18 protein-coding genes are annotated in these 21,055 nt (G+C 70.9%); 4 read left to right on the forward strand and 14 right to left on the reverse strand.

Annotated features, from left to right (window positions below; translation table 11 throughout):
- The first annotated feature begins 2 nt into the window (after positions 1–2).
- Positions 3–635: a TetR family transcriptional regulator gene (locus tag AB0E98_RS07650; protein WP_361699640.1), complete on the forward strand. Its 633-nt coding sequence runs from the start codon at positions 3–5 to the stop codon at positions 633–635.
- A 138-nt stretch (positions 636–773) separates the two neighbouring features.
- Here AB0E98_RS07650 and cimA read toward each other — a convergent pair whose 3' ends face one another.
- From cimA to AB0E98_RS07670, 4 genes are all read right to left on the reverse strand, one after another.
- Positions 774–2,408: a citramalate synthase gene (gene cimA, locus AB0E98_RS07655; protein ID WP_361699642.1), complete on the reverse strand. Its 1,635-nt coding sequence runs from the start codon at positions 2,406–2,408 to the stop codon at positions 774–776.
- A gap of 281 nt (positions 2,409–2,689) precedes the next feature.
- Positions 2,690–4,027, reverse strand: a complete 1,338-nt coding sequence (locus tag AB0E98_RS07660) for an MFS transporter (protein ID WP_361699644.1) — start codon at positions 4,025–4,027, stop codon at positions 2,690–2,692.
- Positions 4,028–4,128: 101 nt separating this feature from the next.
- Positions 4,129–5,235 carry a branched-chain amino acid aminotransferase gene (locus tag AB0E98_RS07665; protein WP_361699646.1) on the reverse strand — a complete coding sequence of 369 codons (1,107 nt, stop codon included), beginning with the start codon at positions 5,233–5,235 and terminating at the stop codon, positions 4,129–4,131.
- Positions 5,236–5,428: 193 nt separating this feature from the next.
- Positions 5,429–6,484, reverse strand: a complete 1,056-nt coding sequence (locus tag AB0E98_RS07670; RefSeq protein ID WP_361699648.1) for a 3-isopropylmalate dehydrogenase — start codon at positions 6,482–6,484, stop codon at positions 5,429–5,431.
- A gap of 130 nt (positions 6,485–6,614) precedes the next feature.
- Here AB0E98_RS07670 and AB0E98_RS07675 point away from each other — a divergent pair, with 130 nt between their 5' ends.
- Positions 6,615–8,279, forward strand: a complete 1,665-nt coding sequence (locus AB0E98_RS07675; protein ID WP_361699650.1) for a metallophosphoesterase family protein — start codon at positions 6,615–6,617, stop codon at positions 8,277–8,279.
- Here the strand turns inward: AB0E98_RS07675 and AB0E98_RS07680 are convergent.
- The 3 genes from AB0E98_RS07680 to AB0E98_RS07690 all read right to left on the reverse strand — a co-directional run bounded on the left by AB0E98_RS07680 (position 8,273) and on the right by AB0E98_RS07690 (position 11,338).
- Positions 8,273–8,425: a hypothetical protein gene (locus tag AB0E98_RS07680; protein WP_361699652.1), complete on the reverse strand. Its 153-nt coding sequence runs from the start codon at positions 8,423–8,425 to the stop codon at positions 8,273–8,275. The genes AB0E98_RS07675 and AB0E98_RS07680 overlap by 7 nt on opposite strands.
- Before the next feature lie 311 nt (positions 8,426–8,736).
- Positions 8,737–10,368, reverse strand: coding sequence for an L-glutamate gamma-semialdehyde dehydrogenase (pruA, locus tag AB0E98_RS07685; protein ID WP_361699654.1), 1,632 nt, complete (start codon positions 10,366–10,368; stop codon positions 8,737–8,739).
- A gap of 43 nt (positions 10,369–10,411) precedes the next feature.
- Positions 10,412–11,338 carry a proline dehydrogenase family protein gene (locus tag AB0E98_RS07690; RefSeq protein WP_361700511.1) on the reverse strand — a complete coding sequence of 309 codons (927 nt, stop codon included), beginning with the start codon at positions 11,336–11,338 and terminating at the stop codon, positions 10,412–10,414.
- Positions 11,339–11,517: 179 nt separating this feature from the next.
- On the opposite strand from AB0E98_RS07690, the gene AB0E98_RS07695 reads away from it, so the two are divergent.
- A complete protein-coding gene (locus AB0E98_RS07695; protein WP_361699656.1) occupies positions 11,518–12,762 on the forward strand; it encodes a helix-turn-helix domain-containing protein in 1,245 nt (414 codons plus the stop codon).
- Here AB0E98_RS07695 and AB0E98_RS07700 read toward each other — a convergent pair.
- The 3 genes from AB0E98_RS07700 to AB0E98_RS07710 form a co-directional block, all read right to left on the reverse strand.
- Positions 12,759–12,947 (reverse strand): ferredoxin, encoded by a 189-nt coding sequence (locus AB0E98_RS07700; protein WP_361699658.1) that lies wholly within the window; start codon positions 12,945–12,947, stop codon positions 12,759–12,761. The genes AB0E98_RS07695 and AB0E98_RS07700 overlap by 4 nt on opposite strands.
- A gap of 43 nt (positions 12,948–12,990) precedes the next feature.
- Entirely contained in the window at positions 12,991–14,196 is a 1,206-nt protein-coding gene (locus tag AB0E98_RS07705) for a cytochrome P450 (protein WP_361699660.1), read from the reverse strand.
- Positions 14,197–14,296: 100 nt separating this feature from the next.
- Positions 14,297–14,887, reverse strand: a complete 591-nt coding sequence (locus AB0E98_RS07710; RefSeq protein ID WP_361699662.1) for a TetR/AcrR family transcriptional regulator — start codon at positions 14,885–14,887, stop codon at positions 14,297–14,299.
- 96 nt (positions 14,888–14,983) lie between these two features.
- Between AB0E98_RS07710 and AB0E98_RS07715 the strand changes: the two genes are divergently transcribed.
- Positions 14,984–16,537 carry an MFS transporter gene (locus tag AB0E98_RS07715; protein ID WP_361699664.1) on the forward strand — a complete coding sequence of 518 codons (1,554 nt, stop codon included), beginning with the start codon at positions 14,984–14,986 and terminating at the stop codon, positions 16,535–16,537.
- Between the two features lie 8 nt (positions 16,538–16,545).
- On the opposite strand, the gene AB0E98_RS07720 is transcribed toward AB0E98_RS07715, so the two are convergent.
- The 4 genes from AB0E98_RS07720 to ilvN form a co-directional block, all read right to left on the reverse strand.
- Positions 16,546–17,373 (reverse strand): GntR family transcriptional regulator, encoded by an 828-nt coding sequence (locus AB0E98_RS07720; RefSeq protein WP_361699666.1) that lies wholly within the window; start codon positions 17,371–17,373, stop codon positions 16,546–16,548.
- A 123-nt stretch (positions 17,374–17,496) separates the two neighbouring features.
- Positions 17,497–19,104: a phosphoglycerate dehydrogenase gene (gene serA / locus AB0E98_RS07725; protein ID WP_361699668.1), complete on the reverse strand. Its 1,608-nt coding sequence runs from the start codon at positions 19,102–19,104 to the stop codon at positions 17,497–17,499.
- A gap of 266 nt (positions 19,105–19,370) precedes the next feature.
- Positions 19,371–20,372 (reverse strand): ketol-acid reductoisomerase, encoded by a 1,002-nt coding sequence (ilvC, locus tag AB0E98_RS07730; RefSeq protein WP_361699670.1) that lies wholly within the window; start codon positions 20,370–20,372, stop codon positions 19,371–19,373.
- 107 nt (positions 20,373–20,479) lie between these two features.
- Positions 20,480–21,004: an acetolactate synthase small subunit gene (ilvN, locus tag AB0E98_RS07735; protein WP_189451234.1), complete on the reverse strand. Its 525-nt coding sequence runs from the start codon at positions 21,002–21,004 to the stop codon at positions 20,480–20,482.
- Positions 21,005–21,055 lie beyond the last annotated feature (51 nt).

The raw sequence follows: 21,055 nt of genomic DNA on the forward strand, positions 1-21,055 counted from the left end.
TCGTGACCGATGAGACGGGACTGCGGGAACGGAAGAAGCAGCGCACACGCCAGGCGCTGTCCGACACGGCCATCGAGCTGTTCCTGAAGCACGGATTCGACCAGGTGTCCGTCGCGGACGTCGCGGCGGCGGTGGAGGTGTCCAAGCCGACGCTCTTCCGCTACTTCCCGGCCAAGGAGGACCTGGCGCTGCACCGCATCGCCGACCATCAGGGCGAGGCGGCGCGTGTCGTCGCCGGCAGGGCGGCCGGCCAGTCCCCGCTGGGCGCGCTCCGCGCGCACTACCACGCGCGGCTGGACGCCCACGATCCCGTCACGGGTCTCAACGACCACGCCGTGGTGCGGGCGTTCAACGACATGCTCTACGGAACGCCCAGCCTGCTCGCACGGCTCGTCCGCTATTCCGAGCGGGACGAGGAGCTGCTGGCGGGGGTGCTGCTGGAGACGGGCGGCGACGCGCTGATCGCCAGGCTCGCGGCGGCGCAGATCATCACTGTGCATCAGCGGTTGGCGCAGGAGAATTGGCGGAAGCTTGCCGAGGGGTCGGCGATCGGCGACGCACTGGCCGAAGCGCATGGCGATGCGGATCGGGCCTTTGACCTGTTGGGGGCGGGGCTGGGGGTTTCTTTCCCCTGACCCGCCCCTTCCCGTAACCGGGGCCGCGCCCCGGAGCCCCGGGGTGGTGCGGGCCGGTGGGCCGGTTCGTGCCCACCCTCCCCCGGCTACCGCTGGGAGGTGCCCCCGGCCCCGCGGAGCGATCGCCCACGAACAAGGTCACTCCTGCGGGTCCACCCCTGCCCTCCGCAGCCCATACGCGTACGCGTCGTCCAGAGCCTGCCACGACGCCGCGATGACGTTTTCCGCCACGCCGACCGTGGACCAGTCGCCGCTCTCGTCGCTCGTGGAGACCAGGACCCGGGTCGTCGAGCCCGTGCCCAGGTTGCCCTCCAGGATGCGGACCTTGTAGTCGGTCAGGCGGATGCCGGCCAGCTGGGGGTAGATGCGCTCCAGCGCCACCCGCAGCGCGCAGTCGAGGGCGTCGACCGGGCCGTTGCCCTCGGCCGTGGCGACGATGCGCTCGCCCTTCGCCCACAGCTTCACGGTCGCCTCGTTGGCGTGGGTGCCGTCCGGGCGGTCCTCGGCGATGGCCCGCCAGGACTCCACGCGGTAATAGCGCCGCGCCCGGCCCTCGATCTCCTCGCGGAGCAGCAACTCGAAGGAGGCGTCGGCGGCCTCGTACGTGTAGCCCGCCAGCTCGCGCTCCTTGACCCGCTGGACGACGCGCCCGATCAGCTCGCGGTCGCCGCCGAGGTCGACGCCGAGCTCCTTGCCCTTGAGCTCGATGGAGGCGCGCCCGGCCATGTCGGAGACGAGCATCCGCATGGTGTTGCCGACCCGCTCGGGGTCGATGTGCTGGTAGAGGTCCGGGTCCACCTTGATCGCCGAGGCGTGCAGCCCGGCCTTGTGGGCGAAGGCGGAGACCCCCACGTACGGCTGGTGCGTGGACGGCGTGAGGTTGACGACCTCGGCGATGGCGTGCGAGATCCGGGTCGTCTCGGCCAGTCTGCCGGGTGGCAGCACCCGCCGGTCGTACTTGATCTCCAGGGCGGCGACCACCGGGAAGAGGTTGGCGTTGCCGACGCGCTCCCCGTAGCCGTTGGCCGTGCACTGGACGTGGGTGGCACCGGCGTCCACCGCGGCGAGAGTGTTGGCGACGGCGCAGCCCGTGTCGTCCTGGGCGTGGATGCCCAGGCGCGCGCCGGTGTCGTTGAGCACGGTCCGGACGACGGCGTCGATCTGGGCGGGCAGCATGCCGCCGTTGGTGTCGCACAGGACGACGACGTCGGCGCCGGCCTCGTAGGCGGTCCGCACGACCTGGGTGGCGTAGCCGGCGTTGGCGCGGTAGCCGTCGAAGAAGTGCTCGCAGTCGACGAAGACGCGGCGGCCGTGGGAGCGCAGGTACGCGACCGTCTCGCGCACCATCGCGAGGTTCTCCTCGAGCGTGGTGCGCAGGGCGAGTTCCACGTGCCGGTCGTGCGACTTGGCGACGAGGGTGATGACGGGGGCCCCGGAGTCCAGGAGGGCGGCGACCTGCCGGTCGTCCTCGGCGCGCACGCCCGCCTTGCGGGTGGCGCCGAAGGCGACGAGCCGGGCGTGCCGGAAGCTGATCTCCGCGCGGGCGCGCTGGAAGAACTCGGTGTCGCGGGGGTTGGCGCCCGGCCAGCCGCCCTCGATGAAGCCGACGCCGAAGTCGTCCAGATGGCGGGCGATGGTGAGCTTGTCCGCGACGGTGAGACTGATGCCCTCGCGCTGCGCGCCGTCGCGCAGCGTCGTGTCGAAGACGTGGAAGGCGTCGTCGACGGGGGCGGCGGGTTCGAAGGGCTCGCGGCCGTCGGTTGCGTCCGTCATTGCTGGTCTGACTCCTGTGAGGATGTCGGTCTGCCGGGATGACCGGTACCGCCGCCTCCGGTGGGCCCGCGCCCTGCGCCTCCGGCGGAGGTGGGCCGGAAAACGCAAAAACCTCTCGCGGGTGCGAGAGGTCTGCGCGCGGGTCTGAGGCGACGGTGTCCGCTTCGTACGGGTGGTACGGGAGCGTTCACTGCGGACCGGCGCGCCTGTTGCCCATAATCATGGCGAACGGGAGCATGGCGGCATACTGCCACAGGACCGGTCCACGACGCGGGTGAGTCTCAGGATGCGGGCACCGTGTCCGTCTCCGTACGCCCCTGGGGTGTGGCCCCGACGCGCTTCAGGTCGATGTCGCGCGTCTCGCGCATGGTGAGGTAGACGACGAGGGAGACGGCCGCGCAGCCCGCGACGTACCAGTAGAAGCCGGACTCCAGGTGGGCCTTCTTGAACCAGAGGGCCACGTACTCGGCCGTGCCGCCGAAGAGCGCGTTGGCGATGGCGTAGGGCAGGGCCACGCCCAGCGACCGTACGCCCGTGGGGAACAGCTCGGCCTTCACACAGGCGTTGATCGAGGTGTAGCCGGTGACCACCACCAGCGCCAGCAGGGACAGGCCGAGGGCCGGCCAGAAGGATCCCGCGTGCTTGAGCATCGTCAGGATCGGCACGGTCAGGAAGGTCGAGCCCACGGCGAAGGTGATCAGCAGGGGCCGGCGGCCGATCCGGTCCGAGAGAGCGCCCGCCAGCGGCTGGAGGGCGGCGAAGACGATCAGCGCGCAGAAGCTGACGAGCGTCGCCGTCTGCTTGGGCAGGCCCGCGCTGTTGGAGAGGTACTTCGTCAGATATGTGGTGTACGTGTAGTAGGCGACCGTGCCGCCCATGGTCAGGGCTATGACGAGGAGCGCCTCGCGCTTGTGCCGCAGGAGCGCCCGGATCGTGCCCCGGTCGTCGGCCCCCGTGCCGCTGTCGTCGGCGCTGTCCTCGGCGTAGGCCTCCGTCTCCAGCATGTTGCGCCGCAGGTAGAAGATGACGGCGGCGCCGAGCGCGCCCACGGCGAAGGGGATGCGCCAGCCCCAGCTGTGGAGTTCATCGCCGGTGAGGGTGTGCTGGAGGATGATCAGCAGTCCCAGGCCCAGGATCTGGCCGGCGGTCATGGAGACGTACTGGAAGCTGGAGGCGAAGCCGCGGCGGCCGGGCGCGGAGGCCTCGGTGAGGTAGGTGGCGCTGGCCGCGTACTCGCCGCCGACGGACAGGCCCTGGAGCAGCCGGGCGACGAGGAGGACGAAGGCGCCGCCGTAGCCGGCGACCGCGTAGGTCGGGGCGACGGCTATGAGCACGGCGGACGCCGACATCAGGCTGACGGTCAGGGTGAGCGCCGCCTTGCGGCCGCGCCGGTCGCCGACCCGGCCGAGCAGCCAGCCGCCGACGGGCCGCATGAAGAAGCCGACGGCGAAGATGCCGGCGGTGTTCATGAGCTGCGCGGTGTCGTTGCCCTTCGGGAAGAAGGAGCCCGCGAAGTAGGTGGCGAAGCTGGCGTAGACGAACCAGTCGAACCACTCGACCATGTTGCCGGCCGAACCGACCCAGATCTTCTTCCAGTGCCGTGTCTGTGCCTGTTCCATGAGGGTTCACGGTGGCGGAACGGCCCGGTTTCGGACAAGGGTCCGGCCGGCAACGATCGCATGGACTTGCGTGCGTTGTGTCCAACGCACACGGGTCGGCCTCAGCCCAGCGGGTGCATCCAGCCGTGGGCGTCCTCGGTGACGCCGGTCTGGACCGCCAGCAGCGCCTTGCGGAGGTTCATGGTGACCTCGCCGGGCTCGCCGCCGGACTGGGTCCACTCGCCGCCCGCGGACTTCACATGCCCGACGGGGGTGATCACCGCGGCCGTGCCGCAGGCGAAGACCTCGGTGAGGGTGCCGTTCTCGGTGTCGCGCTTCCACTGGTCGGTGGACATCCGGCCCTCCTCGGACACGTAGCCGAGGTCCTTGGCGATGGTCAGCAGCGAGTCACGGGTGACGCCGGCCAGCAGCGAACCGGTCAGCTCGGGCGTGACGATCCGGGGCTTCTCGCCGTCGCGGCCCCCGTACACGAAGTACAGGTTCATGCCGCCCATTTCCTCGACCCACTTGTGCTCCAGCGCGTCCAGCCAGACGACCTGGTCGCAGCCCTTCTCGGCCGCCTCGGCCTGGGCGAGGAGCGAGGCCGCGTAGTTGCCGCCGGTCTTGGCGAAGCCCATGCCGCCGGGGACGGCGCGGACGTAGTTCTCGGACAGCCACACGGAGACGGGCTTGACGCCGCCGGGGAAGTACGGGCCGGCCGGGGAGGCGATCACGATGAAGAGGTACTCGTTGGCGGGCTTCACGCCCAGGCCGACCTCGGTCGCGATCATGAAGGGGCGCAGATAGAGGGAGGCCTCGCCGCCGTGCGCCGGGACCCATGCCTTGTCCTGCCGGACCAGGGCGTCACAGGCCTCGATGAAGGTCTCGACCGGCAGCTCGGGCATGGCGAGCCGGCGGGCGGAGGACTGGAAGCGCCGGGCGTTGGCGTCGGGGCGGAAGGTGGCGACGGAGCCGTCGGGGCGGCGGTAGGCCTTGAGCCCCTCGAAGATCTCCTGCGCGTAGTGGAGGGTCATGTTGGCCGGGTCGATGGACAGCGGCGCGTACGGGGTGAGCTGGGCGTCGTGCCAGCCGCGGCCCTCGGTCCACTTGATGGTGACCATGTGGTCGGTGAAGTGGCGGCCGAATCCGGGATTCGCCAGGATCCGCTCGCGCTCCGCGTCGGACAGCGGGTGCGAGGAGGGCTTGAGCTCGATCGTGGGCGTCGTCATGAATGCGTGTCCTTCACCTTGGTATGTGGCGGACCGCGCTCACGTCACCCCGAGGGCATCGGGACGTCCGAGCTTCTTCGCCTCATTCGCGGCCCCACGTTCGATTATCGCTCGTGAGGGGCCTGACGGAAAACGTGCGCGCGGCCGGTATTCGACTGTGACAGCCGGCCGCGCGCAAAAACGCGTACCGGTATCAGCCGGTTTGTACGGATGCGAGTACGCGCGATACCAGCGCGTCGCCGACCTGGTCGGTGGTGCGTACCGCGCTGCCGCGCCCGGTGATGTCCTCGGCGACGGCCTTCTCGACGCGTACCGCCTCCGCCTCGTACCCGAGGTGGCGCAGCAGGAGCGCCACCGAGAGGACCGTGGCGGTCGGGTCGGCCTTTCCGGTGCCCGCGATGTCGGGCGCGGAGCCGTGAACCGGCTCGAACATCGAGGGGAAGGCCCCGGTGGGGTTGATGTTGCCGGAGGCGGCGAGGCCGATGCCGCCGGTGACGGCGGCGGCCAGGTCGGTGAGGATGTCGCCGAAGAGGTTGTCGGTGACGATGACGTCGAAGCGCTCCGGCTGGGTGACGAAGAAGATCGTCGCGGCGTCGACGTGCAGATAGTCGGTGGTGACCTCGGGGTACTCGCGGCCGACGCGGTCGAAGACGCTCTTCCAGAGGTGCCCGGCGTGGACGAGGACGTTGTTCTTGTGGACGAGGGTCAGCTTGCGGCGGGGGCGGGCCTGGGCGCGCTCGTAGGCGTCGCGGACCACGCGCTCCACGCCGTAGGCCGTGTTGACGCTGACCTCGGTGGCGACCTCGGCGGGGGTGCCGGTGCGCAACGAGCCGCCGTTGCCGGTGTAGGGGCCCTCGGTGCCCTCGCGGACGACGACGAAGTCGATCTCGGGCCGGCCGGCGAGTGGGGTAGCCGTGTGGGGGAACAGCTTCGACGGGCGGAGATTGACGTAGTGGTCGAAGGCGAAGCGCAGCTTGAGCAGCAGCCCGCGCTCCAGGACGCCGGAGGGCACCGACGGGTCGCCGATCGCGCCCAGCAGGATCGCGTCGTGCTGCTTGAGGGATTCCAGCTCGGCGTCCGGCAGGGTCTCGCCGGTGGCGTGCCAGCGGCGGGCACCGAGGTCGTATTCCCGGGTCTCCAGCTTGACGTCCGAAGGGAGCGCGGCCGTCAGGGCCTTGAGGCCCTGGGCCACGACCTCGGGGCCGATGCCGTCACCGGGGATCACTGCGAGACGAATGCTGCGAGACATACCGGGACCGTACCCCTGCGTCCCGCAGAATGACACGGCCCGTCCGCGATATGGACACATTGCCAGCCGGACAGGCCACATTCACCGAAAGTACGTGTCCTCGCCGCTCACTCCTGGCACTTTTTCCGACATGGACACACCACGGGTAGGCATCCCTGACCGTCTCGCGCGCGATATGACGATGGCGGAGCAGCACGAGTACCTGCGCGGCAGGTTCACCCGGCGCGGGCTGCTGCGCGCGAGCGCGGTGACGGCCGGCGCGGTCGCCGGAACGGGTCTGCTGGGGGCGGGCGCCCCGGCGGCGTTCGCGGGGGGCGGTGGCACCGCGCGGCCCCTCTCCCCCACGCTGATCACCACGCCGGCGACCGCGAGAGTCGACGGCTCGCTCGTCGCGCCGTTCGGGCGGCACCTGGCCTTCGGGGCCGACCCGCGGACACAGATGCGGATCTCCTGGCAGGTGCCGTTCGCGGTCAAGCGGCCGTTCCTCCGCGTCGGCCTCAAGCCCTGGGACCTCAGCCGGCGCATCCCCGCCGAGGTCCGAACGCTGCACACCCCGCCCCTGAACAAGAAGCTCCCGGCCGTCGACCAGGTCTATCTCCACGCGGCCCTGGACGGCCTGGCCCCCGGGCAGACCTATTACTACGGCGTCGGCCACGACGGCTTCGACCCCGCCGACACCCGGCACTTCGCCACCGTGGGCACCTTCAGCACGGCCCCCGAGCGGGCGGAACGATTCGTCTTCACGGCCTTCGGCGACCAGGGCGTCAGCTACCACGCCCTCGCCAACGACCAGCTGATCCTCGGTCAGAACCCCGTCTTCCACCTCCACGCGGGCGACATCTGCTACGCCGACGACAGCGGATCCGGCCAGACCACGGACGTCTACGACGCCCGGACGTGGGACCAGTTCCTCGCCCAGACCGAGACCGTGGCCTCGCGGGTGCCCTGGATGGTGACCACGGGCAACCACGACATGGAGGCCTGGTACTCCCCCAACGGCTACGGCGGCCAGAGCGCCCGCTGGACGCTGCCGGACAACGGCTTCGATGCCCGGAACTCGCCGGGCGTCTACTCCTTCGTCTACGGCAACGTGGGCGTCGTCGCGCTGGACGCCAACGACGTCTCGTACGAGATCACCGCCAACACCGGCTACAGCGGCGGCCGGCAGACCCGGTGGCTCGACCGGCGGCTGCGGGAGCTGCGCGAGCGGCGCGACGTCGACTTCATCGTGGTCTTCTTCCACCACTGCGCCTTCTCCACGACCAACGGCCACGCCTCGGACGGCGGGGTCCGCGACCTGTGGGTACCGCTGTTCGAGAAGCACCGGGTCGATCTGGTGATCAACGGCCACAACCACGTCTACGAGCGCACCGACGCGATAAAGCACGGCAAGGTGGCGAAGCGGGTGCCGATCGGCGAGTCCGTCGACTCCTCGCGGGACGGCATCGTGTACGTCACCGCGGGCGGCGCCGGGAAGTCGCTCTACGACTTCCCGGCGCCCGACAGCTACGAGGGCCATGTGAAGGACGTGGACAGCGTCGCCAGCTATCACTGGGCCAAGGGCCGGGTGAAGGCCAAGGAGACGGTGGAGTGGTCGCGGGTGCGCTTCACGGGCTACTCGTTCCTGGCGGTCGAGTCCGAGCCCGGCCGGCGCCCGCGGCTGACGGTGACGGCGCTGGCGGAGAGCGGCGCCCGGGTGGACCACTTCGAGGTGACGCGGAGCGGAGCCGAGAAGGACGAGCACAGTGTCATCACCCGTCCGGGACAGGAGGACGAGGGCGAATCGGCTCAGTGACCGGTCACGCCGCCGTTGTCGCGGCGGTCGAGCGCGCGCTGGAGCGCGGCGGCGGCGTTGGCCCGGTCGGTCCGACGGGCGGCGTCGTCGGCCGCGCGGGCGGCGCGGCGGATCCGGCGGGCGGAACGGGTGGCGGTCTCGGCCATGGGTCACGTCTCCTCTGCTGGGCCCCGGGCAGGGGCGGGCGAGCGGGAAGCGAGAAAGGATCGAAGCCGGGAGAGGGGGCGGGGGCCGGGGTGCCGCAGGGGTCACCTGCGCGGGGCACCGGGCCGCGTCCGCCGTCGCTCGATCGAGCGGGGCGTTCGGCTCCCTCCACGCTAGGTCAGGGCCGGGCGTGGTGTCTCCACTATTACTCGGACTTCCTACTATCTGAGACGGCGACACCGCCCGCGACACGACGCCGCCCCCGTCCGGCTGGGGTGCCGGGCGGGGGCGGGGATCAGCTACGGGCCGTGGATCAGCCCATGTGCGGGTAGCGGTAGTCGGTCGGCGGGACCAGGGTCTCCTTGATCGACCGGGTCGACACCCAGCGCTGGAGGTTGCTCGCGGCACCGGCCTTGTCGTTGGTGCCGGAGGCGCGGCCGCCGCCGAAGGGCTGCTGGCCGACGACGGCGCCCGTCGACTTGTCGTTGATGTAGAAGTTGCCCGCGGCGAAGCGGAGCTTCTCCATCGCGTCGGCGGCCGCGGCGCGGTCCTGCGCGATGATCGAGCCGGTCAGGGCGTAGGCCGAGACGGACTCCATCTGGGCGAGCATCGCGTCGAAGTCGGCGTCCTCGTAGACGTGGACGGCGAGGATCGGGCCGAAGTACTCGGTCGTGAAGACCTCGTTCTCCGGGTCGGTGCACTCGATGACGGTCGGGCGGACGAAGTAGCCCACCGAGTCGTCGTAGGTGCCACCGGCGACGATCGTGCAGGTGGAGTCCTCCTTGGCGCGGTCGATGGCGGCCTTGTTCTTGGCGAAGGCACGCTCGTCGATGACGGCGCCGATGAAGTGCGACAGGTCGGTGACGTCACCCATGGTGATGCCGTCGACCTCGGCCGCGAACTCCTCCTTGAAGCCGTCCTCCCAGATGGAGCGCGGGACGTAGGCGCGGGAGGAGGCGGAGCACTTCTGGCCCTGGAACTCGAAGGAGCCGCGGGTCAGCGCGGTCTTCAGGATGGCGCGGTCGGCGCTCGGGTGGGCGACGACGAAGTCCTTGCCGCCGGTCTCGCCGACCAGGCGCGGGTAGGAGCGGTACTTCTCGATGTTGGTGCCGACCGTCTTCCAGAGGTACTGGAAGGTCTTGGTCGAGCCGGTGAAGTGGATGCCCGCGAGCTCGGGGTGGTTCAGGGCCACCTCGGAGACGGCGATGCCGTCGCCGGTCACCAGGTTGATGACGCCCTTGGGCAGGCCGGCCTCCTCCAGCAGCTTCATCAGCAGCACGGCGGAGTGGGTCTGCGTCGGGGACGGCTTCCAGACGACCACGTTGCCCATGAGGGCCGGGGCGGTCGGCAGGTTGCCGGCGATGGCGGTGAAGTTGAAGGGCGTGATCGCGTAGACGAAGCCCTCCAGCGGCCGGTGGTCGCTGCGGTTCCACACGCCGGCGGAGTTGGCGACCGGCTGCTCGGCGAGGATCTGACGCGCGAAGTGCACGTTGAAGCGCCAGAAGTCGACGAGCTCGCAGGGCGTGTCGATCTCGGCCTGCTGGGCGGTCTTGGACTGGCCGAGCATGGTGGAGGCGGCCAGCGTCTCGCGCCAGGGGCCGGCCAGCAGCTCGGCGGCGCGCAGGATGATCGCGGCGCGGTCGTCGAAGGACATCGCGCGCCACGCCGGGGCGGCGGCCAGGGCCGCGTCGACCGCGTCCTGGGCGTCCTGCTCGGTGGCGTTGTGGTAGGTGCCGATCACGGCGGCGTGGTTGTGCGGCTGGACGACCTTGAAGGCCTCGCCGCCGCCCATCCGCTTCTCGCCGTTGATCGTCATCGGCAGGTCGATGGGGTTGGCCGCCAGCTCCTTGAGCTTGGCCTCCAGCCGGGCGCGCTCGGGGGAACCGGGGGCGTAGGCGTGCACCGGCTCGTTGACCGGCGCGGGGACCTGGGTCACTGCGTCCATGATTCCGTGTCTCCTTCGGGGCGTGACGGGGGTGTAGGGGGGCTCAGCCCTTGGTGAGGATCGAGCGCGCGAAGAACAGCAGGTTGGCCGGCTTCTCGGCGAGGCGGCGCATGAAGTAGCCGTACCAGTCGGTGCCATACGCGGTGTAGACACGCATACGGTGGCCCTCGGCCGCCAGGCGGATGTGCTCTTCACTGCGGATGCCGTAGAGCATCTGGAATTCGTACTCGTCCAGATTGCGACCTGCCTGCCTGGCCAGCTCCTGGGTGATGGCGATCAGACGGGGGTCGTGCGAACCGATCATCGGATAGCCCGAGCCCGCCATGAGGATCTTGACGATCCGCACGAACGCCTTGTCGATCTCGGCCTTGTCCTGGTACGCGACGGAGGCGGGCTCCTTGTACGCACCCTTCACGATACGCACCCGGCTGCCGGCCGCGGCGAGCCGGCGGGCGTCGTCCTCGGTGCGGAAGAGGTACGCCTGGATGACGCAGCCGGTCTTCGGGAAGTCCTTCCGCAGCTCCTCGTGGATGGCGAACATCGAGTCGAGGGTCGTGTGGTCCTCGGCGTCGAGGGTGACCGTGGTGCCTATGGCGTCGGCGGCCTCGACGACCGGGCGGACATTGGCGAGGGCCAGCTCGTGGCCGTTCTCCAGGGCCTGGCCGAACATGGACAGCTTGACCGACATCTCGGCCTTCGCGCCCAGACCGAGCTCCTTGAGCCGGTCGATCAGCTCCAGATAGGCGTCACGCGCCGCGTACGACTGCTCGACCGTGGTGATGTCCTCGCCCACCACGTCCAGCGTGACCTCAAGGCCCTTCGCCGCGGCGTCCTCCACGATCGGGACGACCTGGCCGACGGTCTCGCCGGCGATGAACCGGTCGACGACCTGCTTGGTGCCCGGAGCGGCCGAGACGAAACGGCGCATCTTGTCGCTGCGGGACGCGGCGAGGATCACGGGACCCAGCATGGGCACCTCCACGATGAAGGCCGTCCCCACCTGGGGAGACGGCATAAGTGACTCATCGTGAAACGTAGAGTTCACGCCATCTTGCGGCCATCGACACCTGTCACGCATTCGTGGCCGGGATCTCAGACAGATGTATGACAATGATGACCGACGAATACCCGAAGGGAGCAGGGCGCGGCATGCGTGGCGAGTATCAGCACCTCGTGGACGAGATCTCGGCGGCGCTCGGCGTGCCCGCGACGCTTGAGGACCGCGACTTCGGCCTGATCGCTTTCGGCGCCCACGGCGACGACGACGACCTGATGATGGACCCGGTGCGCACCCGCTCGATCCTCCAGCGCCGCTCCACGGCGGCGGTACGGGCGTGGTTCGAGGCGTTCGGCATCGCCCGCGCGCAGGCCCCGCTGCGCATCCCGCCGGACCCGGCGGCGGGGGTGTTCACCGGCCGCATCTGCCTGCCGGTGCGCCACGGCGGGGTGGTGCACGGCTATGTCTGGCTGCTGGACGACGAGCATCTGGCGGGGCTGGACCTCGGCGTCCCGTTCGCCGACCCCCGGCTCGCCCAGGCGGTGGAGACGACCAACCGGATCGGCGCCCTGCTGGCGGCGGAGGCCCGGGCGGGCGCGGAGCTGGGCGAGCTGCTGCGGGATCTGCTGACCGCCCGGCCGGCGGCGGTGGAGGCGGCGCGCGGCGCGCTGCGGGAGGCCCTGGGCCCGGCGGCGGACGGGCCGCTGGCGGTGGTCGCGGTCGCACCGTGGCAGACGGGTGACGGCGAAACGGGCCCGGAGGGTTCGGGCTCGGCGCTCGCGGCGCAGTCCGGGGTGGCCGCGATGTGCGCGGTGCCGGGCTCGCTCCCCGACGGCTCGGCTGCCCTCGCGGCCCTGATCCGGCTGCGGGCCACCTCCTCGCCGGCCCCGGCCCGGGCCGCCGCCGACCGGCTGCTGCGCTCGCCGCGCGCGGGACGGCCCGTGCCGGCCGACACGGCCGCCGGCACACCGGCCGGGCTCGCGGCGGCCGGCCTGGGCACGCCCCGCCGCGGCCTGGTGGAACTGCCGGAGGCCTGGTCGGAGGCGCTGTCCGCGGCCCGCGCGGCCGCGGCGGAGCGCCGGCTGGGCCCGGTGGCGGAGTGGGCCGGCATCGGCCCGTACCGGGTGCTGACGGGGCTCGTCCCGGAGCGCGCGGCGGACCCGGCGGTGCTGCCGCTGCTGGAGCGCGCGCACACCGAGCTGGCCCGTACGGCCGAGGTGTACCTCGACTGCGCGGGCCAGGCGGGGCGCGCGGCCGCGGCCCTGGGCATCCACCGGCAGACGCTCTACTACCGGCTGGGCCGGGTGGAGCAGCTGACGGGCCTCGACCTGGACGACGGCGAGGACCGGCTGCTGCTCCACATGACGCTCAAGGCGTCCCGGCTGCGGCGCGCCTAATCCATCTGGATGGCCTGCACCGGACAGCCCCGGACGGCCTCCTTCACGAGCGGATCGCCCGCGCCGTCCTCGCGGCCGTCCCGTACGACGCCGAAGCCGTCGTCGTCCTGCTCGAAGACGGAAGGCGCGGTCAGGGCGCACATGCCCGAACCGATACAGATGCCGGAATCGATACTGACGCGCATGGCGGTGCTCCGTTCTTCGGTGGGGTGCCGACAGTAGGGCCGGTCACCAGGTGACCGGAAGGGCGTAGAGCCCCTGGAGGGTGCCCGCGGGCTTGATGGGCACCTCATCGGGAGCAACGGCCAGCCGCAGGGTGGGGATACGGGTGATGAGGGTGCCGAGAGCGATCTCCAGCTCGGCGCGGGCCAGGTTCTGTCCCAGGCACTGGTGGACGCCGAACCCGAAGGCGATGTGGTGGCGGGCCGAGCGCCGGACGTCGAGGACGTCGGGGTCCGCGTAGACGGCCGCGTCGCGGTTGACCACCGACGGGGGGAAGGCGACGCCCTCGCCGGCCCGGATCGTCTCGCCGTGTACCTCGATGTCCTCCGTGGCGACGCGCACCATCCCGTCCGCGACGGACAGATAGCGCATCAGCTCCTCGACGGCGCCGGGCAGCAGGGCGGGGTCGGCGCGCAACGCGGCGAGCTGGTCCGGGTGTTCGAGCAGGGTGTAGGTGCCGAGGGAGATCATGTTTGACGTGGTCTCGTGCCCGGCGACCAGCAGGAGCAGGGTGAGCATGACGAGTTCGTCGCGGTCGAGCCGGTCCTCGGCCAGCGGTCCGGCGACGAGCTCGTCGAGCAGGCCGTCGGGGCCGCCGGTCCCGTTCTCCTTGTCGGCGACGAGCCCATGGAGATACGCGGTGAGCTTGTCGCGGGCGGCGCGGGCCTGTGCCGGGCCCGGCGCGCCGATCAGCTCGCGGGAGGCGCTCTCGAAGAAGTCGTGGTCGGCGTAGGGCACGCCGAGCAGGTAGCAGATGGACATCGACGGCACGGGCAGGGCGTAGGCGGAGACGAGCTCGGCGCCGGGCCCCGCGGAGAGCATCGCGTCCAGGAGGCCGTCCACGGTCCGCTGGATCCAGGGGCGCATCTCGGCGATGCGTTTGAGGCCGAACGCGGGGATCAGCATCCGGCGCTGCCGGGCGTGGCGCGGGTCGTCGACCCCGAGGAGGGGCAGCTCGACGTCGTCCTGCCGCTCGGCGCGGGGCACGAGGACCGGGAAGGAAGGATTCTGCCGGTAGGCGGAGATCCGGGGGTCGGTCAGCAGGGTCCGGGCCTCGGCATGCCCGGTGACGGCCCACACCTCACGGCCGTCGTAGAGCGTCACCCGGGACAGGGGGCCCTGGGCGGCCATCTCCGGGTAGGCGGCCGGCGGGTGGTACGGACAGGTGCGGGGCTGCGGGAAGGCGGTGGCGGGGGAGCTGGTCACGGACATGGGCGACCTCCCAGACGGGAACTAGTATCCTCGGGCAACCAGTACACCGGATACCTCCGGTTACGTCCAGTACGCTCCCTCAACGCACCCCCGCGCAAAGCTATTTCGGCGCCAGCACGGTGCCCGAGACCACCCGGTTCATACCTTCGACGACATCCCGGCCCGCCGGCACCTGCCGGGGGTCGACCAGCCACAGCACCCACAGCCCGGTGAAGAGGGAGTAGTACACGTGGCCGCTGGTCCGCGTGGCCTCGTCGGGGACCTCCGTGTCGTCGACGCCCTCGAACACCGCGACCAGCCCCTCGCGCCCGTACGGCAGCATCTCGGCGAACCGCTTCTTGAGCTCGGGGTGGTTGCCCAGCTGACCCATCACCTCCAGCTGCGCCGCCCAGAACCGCTCGTCCTCCGGGAAGTTGGCGACGATGCCGTCGATGACGGCGGCGAGCCGCTCCTCGCGCGAGGCGGCGGCCCCGACGGCGGCCGCCAGCGTGTCGGTGAGCTTCTCCCCCCAGTCCTCGGTCACCTTCAGGAAGGCCTCCATCATCAGCGCGTCCTTGGACCCGTAGTGGTAGCCGATCGAGGCGAGGTTGGCGCCGGAGGCCGCCACGATGTCGCGCGCGGTCGTGCGCACCCAGCCCTTCTCCAGCAGGCAGCGCTTGGCGCCTTCGAGCAGATCTTCGCGATGTCCCATACGGGCACCCTAACGCGCCCCCATACGCCCGTCCCAGACGCACGTCTTAAACAACCGTCATAGACAAGCGTTTAAGACGCCCGTATAGTCACCGTCATGACGCACCCCAGCACCCGTGCCGGGCGCAAGGAGTGGACGGCCTTCGTCGTCCTCCTGCTGCCCCTCCTCCTCGTCTCGATGGACGTCTCCGTCCTCTTCTTCGCCGTGCCGGCCATCACCGAGGACCTGGCGGCCACCAGCACCCAGCAGCTGTGGATCTTCGACAGCTATGCCTTCGCCCTGGCCGGGCTGCTGATCACGATGGGGTCGCTCGGCGACCGGATCGGCCGCCGCAAGCTCCTGATGCTGGGGGCCACCGCCTTCGGCGCCGCCTCGATCGCGGCCGCCTACGCCCAGAACGCGGAGATGCTCATCGCGGCACGCTTCGTCCTGGGCATAGGCGGCGCGACGCTGATGCCCAGCACCATGGGGCTGGTCCGCAACATGTTCCGGGACGACGCGCAGCGCACCAAGGCCATCGGCATCTGGTCCGGCGCCATGGCCGGTGGCATCGCGCTCGGTTCGGTGCTCGGCGGAATCATGCTGGAGCACTTCTGGTGGGGTTCGGTCTTCCTGGTCAACGTCCCCGCGATGCTTCTGCTGCTCGTCTTCGTGCCGCTGCTGGTGCCCGAGTTCAAGGACCCCCGGCCCGGCCGGTTCGACCTGCTGAGCGTGCCGCTGTCGATGGGCGCGGTCCTCCCCGTGATCTATGGCGTCAAGCGCATGGCGGCCGACGGCTTCAGCGTCCCCCTGCTGCTCTGCGTCCTGGCCGGCCTGGCGGTCGGCGCGGCCTTCGTCCTCCGTCAGCGCCGCACACGGGACGCCATGATCAGCCGTGAGCTGTTCCGGCACCGCGCCTTCGGAGCGGGCATCGCGCTCAACGCCCTGGCGATGTTCGGCATGATGGGCTCCACCTACTTCACCACGCAGTACCTCCAGGCGGTGCTGGGCAAGGGCCCGCTGGAGGCGGCGCTGTGGGGCACGCTGCCCTCCCTCGCCGTGGGCGTCGCCGGGCCGGTGGCCACCGTCATGGGCCAGAAGGTGAACAAGGCCTATGTGATCGCCACGGGCTTCCTCACCGCCGCGGCCGGCTTCGCCGTCCTCCTGGGCACCGGTACGGACTCACTGGCCCTGACACTGGTGGCCTGCGCCGTCATCGCCTGCGGCATCGTCACCGTGATGGCCCTCGTCTCCGACATGGCGCTCGGCTCCGCCCCCGCGGAGAAGGCCGGTTCGGCCGCCTCCCTGGTGGAGGCCGGCCAGGAGTTCGGCGGCGCCCTGGGCATGGCCGCCTTCGGAAGCGTCGGCATGGCCGTCTACCGCCACGACGTCACCCGGGACGCCCCCGCCGGCCTGCCGCACGGCGCGCTGGAGGCGGCGCGGGAGACCCTGGTGGGAGCCGTCTCCACAGCCGCCGGGCTGCCCGGCCGGACGGGCGAGGTCCTGGCCTCCGCGGCCCGCGACGCGTTCGTCCACGGGATGCACGTCGCCGCCGTCGGCGCCACGGCCGTCCTGGCCCTGGGCGCGGCCGCGGCGGTGGCCGCCCTGCGCGGCGCCCGCTCCACGGAACGAACGGACCATCCGGAACCGGCGGTCACCGCCGGACGGTGAACGACACGTCAGCCGGAGCGGCGCCCCTCCCGGGGGCGCCGCTCCGGCATGCGCGGGGCCGGCCCGTCGAGCAGCCGGGCCAGCCCGAACTCGAGCATGGCGTCGAGGCCCAGACCGAGACCGGGAAACCGTTCGTCGACGGGTTCCTCCAGATCGACCGCGACGCCACGCACGAAGGCGGCGAGCGTGACGGCGGTACGCAGCGACTCGGCCGCGCCGAGCCGTTCCACGGCGGGGGCGACGGTCCACTCCAGCAGTCCCAGCGCGTTCGGGGACGACAACAGCCCGGTGAGGGAAGCGGACTTCGCCAGCCAGGGGTGGCGCCGGTAGAGCGCCCACTGCGCGCGGGCCGACGCCTCCAGCCGCGCCCGCCAGCCGTCCGGCGCGCACACCACGATCCGGGTCTCACCGAAGACGGTGTCCGCCATCAGCGCGAGGAGCTCGTCCTTGCCCGGCACGTGGCGGTACAACACCATGGTGGAGACGCCGAGTTCGGCGGCGATCGCGCGCATGGAGAGCGCGCCGGAACCGCCCGCGTCGGCCACGGCGATCGCCACTCGCACGACGCGGTCGCGCGTGAGCGCGGGGGCGGGGTCGCGACGCCTTGTCCGCCGGGCGGGCGGGCCGGGCACCACGACGGTGCCGACGCCGGGCACCGGCCGCACCAAGCCCTCCTGCCGTAGTACGGCGAGGGCTTTGGTGGCGGTGGCCAGGGCCACTCCCCACTCCTCGGTGATCCCACGAGTGGACGGGACCCGCTCGCCCGCGCGGAGTTCGCCGGAGGCGATGCGGGTGCGGAGTTCGGCGGCGATGCGGAGGTATGGGGGTATGCCCATAGGGCGAGGGTAGCTTTCCGGCTGCCCCGCCGCGGGGTGTCCCGCGCCTGACGGCGCGGGGTTTCGCCCACCCTCCCCCGGCTACCGCTGGGAGGTGCCCCCGGCCCACCCCCGACGAACAGGTCAGGCCGTCAGGTCGACCGCCCGCGCCGACGCCGCGCCGATCTCCTCCGAGATCTCCGCGAGCACGGACGACGGCACCGACTCGTCCACCGTCAGGGCGACGAGCGCCTCCCCGCCCTCCGTCGCGCGCGACACCTGCATGCCCGCGATGTTGATGCTCGCCTCACCGAGGATGCGCCCCAGCGTGCCCACGACACCCGGCCGGTCCATGTACCGCAGGAAGGCCATGTGGTCCGCGAGCGTCAGATCCACATCGTGGTCGCCCACCGCGACGATCTTCTGGAGGTTCTTCGGCCCGGCCAGCGTGCCGGAGATCGACACCTCGCCGCCCCCGGCGAGCGTGCCGCGCACGGTGACCACGTTGCGGTGGTCCGGCGACTCCGAGCCCGTGGTCAGCCGCACCTCGACCCCGCGCTCCTGCGCGAACAGCGGCGCGTTGACGTACGAGACGGTCTCGTCGACGACGTCCTCGAACACGCCCTTGAGCGCGGACAGTTCGAGCACCTTCACATCGTGCTGGGTGAGCTCCCCGTACACCTCGACGTCGAGGCGCACCGCGACCTCGCCCGCCAGCGCGGTGAAGATCCGGCCGAGCTTCTCGGCCAGCGGCAGCGCCGGCTTGACGTCCTCGGCGATCACACCGCCCTGGACGTTGACCGCGTCCGGCACGAGCTCCCCCGCCAACGCCAGTCGCACGGACTTGGCGACGGCGATCCCGGCCTTCTCCTGGGCCTCGCCCGTGGAGGCACCCAGGTGCGGCGTGGCCACGACGTTGTCGAACTCGAAGAGCGGCGAGTCGGTGCACGGCTCGGACGCGTACACGTCCAGGCCGGCGCCCGCGACACGCCCTTCCTTCAGCGCGGCGGCCAGCGCCACCTCGTCCACGATGCCGCCGCGCGCGGCGTTGACGATCCGCACCGACGGCTTGACCTTGCGCAGTGCCTCGTCGCCGATGAGCCCCAGCGTCTCGGGGGTCTTGGGGAGGTGGACGGTGATGAAGTCGGAGGCCTTGAGCAGCTCGTCCAGCGTCAGCAGCTTGACGCCCATCTGGGCGGCGCGCGCGGGCTGTACGTACGGGTCGTAGGCGACGACCTTCATACCGAAGGCGGACATCCGCTGAGCGACGAGCACCCCGATCCGGCCGAGGCCGACCACACCGAGGGTCTTCTCGGACAGCTCCACACCGGTGTACTTGGAGCGCTTCCACTCGCCGTTCTTCAGCGCCGCGTTGGCCTGGGGGATGTTGCGGGCGGTGGCGACGAGCAGACCGCAGGCGAGCTCGGCGGCGGTGACGATGTTGGAGGTCGGCGCGTTGACGACCATCACACCGGCCTTGGTGGCGGCGGAGACGTCGACGTTGTCCAGGCCGACGCCGGCGCGCGCGATGACCCGCAGCCGCTTCGCCGCGGCGATGGCCTCGGCGTCGAGCCGGGTGGCGGAGCGCACCAGTACCGCGTCCACGTCGGCGAGAGCGGGCAGCAGCTGCGCGCGGTCGGCGCCGTCGCAGTGCCGGATCTCGAAGTCCGGCCCGAGGGCGTCGACGGTGGCGGGAGAGAGCTCTTCGGCGATGAGTACGACGGGCTTGTGTGCCGGGGTACGAGTGCTCACGTGGTCTCAGTCCTCACTAGTCCTTCGCGGACGGCCGTCCCGACGGCCGAAGGCGGTGAAGGGGGCAGCCGCGTGGAAGACGCACGACGCTGTGAGCCTGACGCGTTTGTGCTCCGCAGTGTATCGGTGGCGACGGCCCCGGCCAGCGCCGTTGCGTAAAACGTCACCCGTCGCCGCTGTACGCGGTGGACAAAGCCGCGGACAGAACTGCGGGCAAAGCGGGTGGTGCCGGGCCGGGCACTCCGGCCCGGCACCACCAAGGAGAACTACTCCTTGTCGTCGACCCAGCTCATCAGCTTGCGCAGCTTCTTGCCGGTGGCCTCCAGGAGGTGGTCCTGGTCGGCCTTCTTGTACTCGTTGTACTTGGGCAGACCGGCCTGGTACTCCTTCATCCAGTTGTTGGCGAAGGTGCCGTCCTGGATCTCGCCGAGGACCTTCTTCATCTCGGCCTTGGTGGCGTCGGTGACGATGCGCGGGCCGGTGACGTAGTCGCCCCACTCGGCGGTCTCGGAGACCGACCAGCGCATCTTCTCCAGGCCGCCCTCGTACATGAGGTCCACGATGAGCTTGAGCTCGTGGAGGCACTCGAAGTAGGCGATCTCCGGCTGGTAGCCGGCCTCGACCAGTGTCTCGAAGCCGGCCTTCACCAGCGCCGAGGCGCCGCCGCAGAGGACGGCCTGCTCGCCGAAGAGGTCGGTCTCGGTCTCCTCGGTGAAGGTCGTCTTGATGACGCCGGCGCGGGTGCCGCCGATGGCCTTGGCGTAGGACAGCGCGAGCTGGAAGGCGTTGCCGGAGGCGTCCTGCTCGACGGCCGCGATGCACGGGACGCCGCGGCCCTCCTCGTACTGACGGCGCACCAGGTGGCCGGGGCCCTTGGGGGCGACCATGCAGACGTCGACGCCGGCCGGGGGCTTGATGAAGCCGAAGCGGATGTTGAAGCCGTGGCCGAAGAAGAGGGCGTCGCCGTCCTGGAGGTTGTCCTTGACGGACTCCTCGTAGACCTTGGCCTGGATCGGGTCCGGGACCAGGATCATGATGACGTCGGCCTCGGCGGCCGCCTCGGCGGGGGTGACGACGCGCAGGCCCTGCTCCTCGGCCTTCGCCTTGGACTTCGAGCCCTCGTGGAGGCCCACGCGGACGTCGACGCCCGAGTCGCGCAGGGACAGCGCGTGGGCGTGGCCCTGGCTGCCGTATCCGAGAACCGCGACCTTACGGCCCTGGATGATGGACAGATCGGCGTCGTTGTCGTAGAAGAGCTCGGCAGCCACGTGGGATATCTCCTTGATTCCGGTGTTCCGGTGGTACGTCCCACCGTATGACGGGTGGGCGGGGAAAGGGTTCGAGGGATCGGTATTCGGAATACCGAAAGACTGAATCAAGCGGAACGGTCGAGCGCGCGCAGGCTGCGGTCCGTGATGGACCGCGCGCCACGCCCTATCGCGATGGTCCCGGACTGGACCAGTTCCTTGATGCCGAAGGGCTCCAGCATCTTGAGCATCGCGCCGAGCTTGTCGCTGCCTCCGGTGGCCTCGATGGTGACGGCCTCCGGGGAGACGTCGACGGTCTTGGCGCGGAAGAGCTGGACGATCTCGACGATCTGGGAGCGGGTCTCGTTGTCGGCGCGGACCTTCACCAGGACGAGTTCGCGCTGGATGGCGGCGCTGTCCTCCAGCTCCACGATCTTCAGCACGTTGACGAGCTTGTTGAGCTGCTTGGTGACCTGCTCCAGGGGCAGCGACTCGACGTTGACGACGATGGTGATGCGGGAGATGTCGGGGTGCTCGGTCACCCCGACGGCGAGGGAGTCGATGTTGAAACCGCGGCGGGAGAACAGCGCGGCGACTCTGGCGAGGATGCCGGGGGTGTTCTCCACCAGGACGGAGAGCGTGTGCTTGGTCATGGGATCGGCCTCGTGAGCCTCTCGTCTCGTGGGGCGATGGCGGTCGGTCGT

It is taken from the genome of Streptomyces sp. NPDC037389, assembly GCF_040636475.1.
Lineage (GTDB): Bacteria > Actinomycetota > Actinomycetes > Streptomycetales > Streptomycetaceae > Streptomyces > Streptomyces hesseae.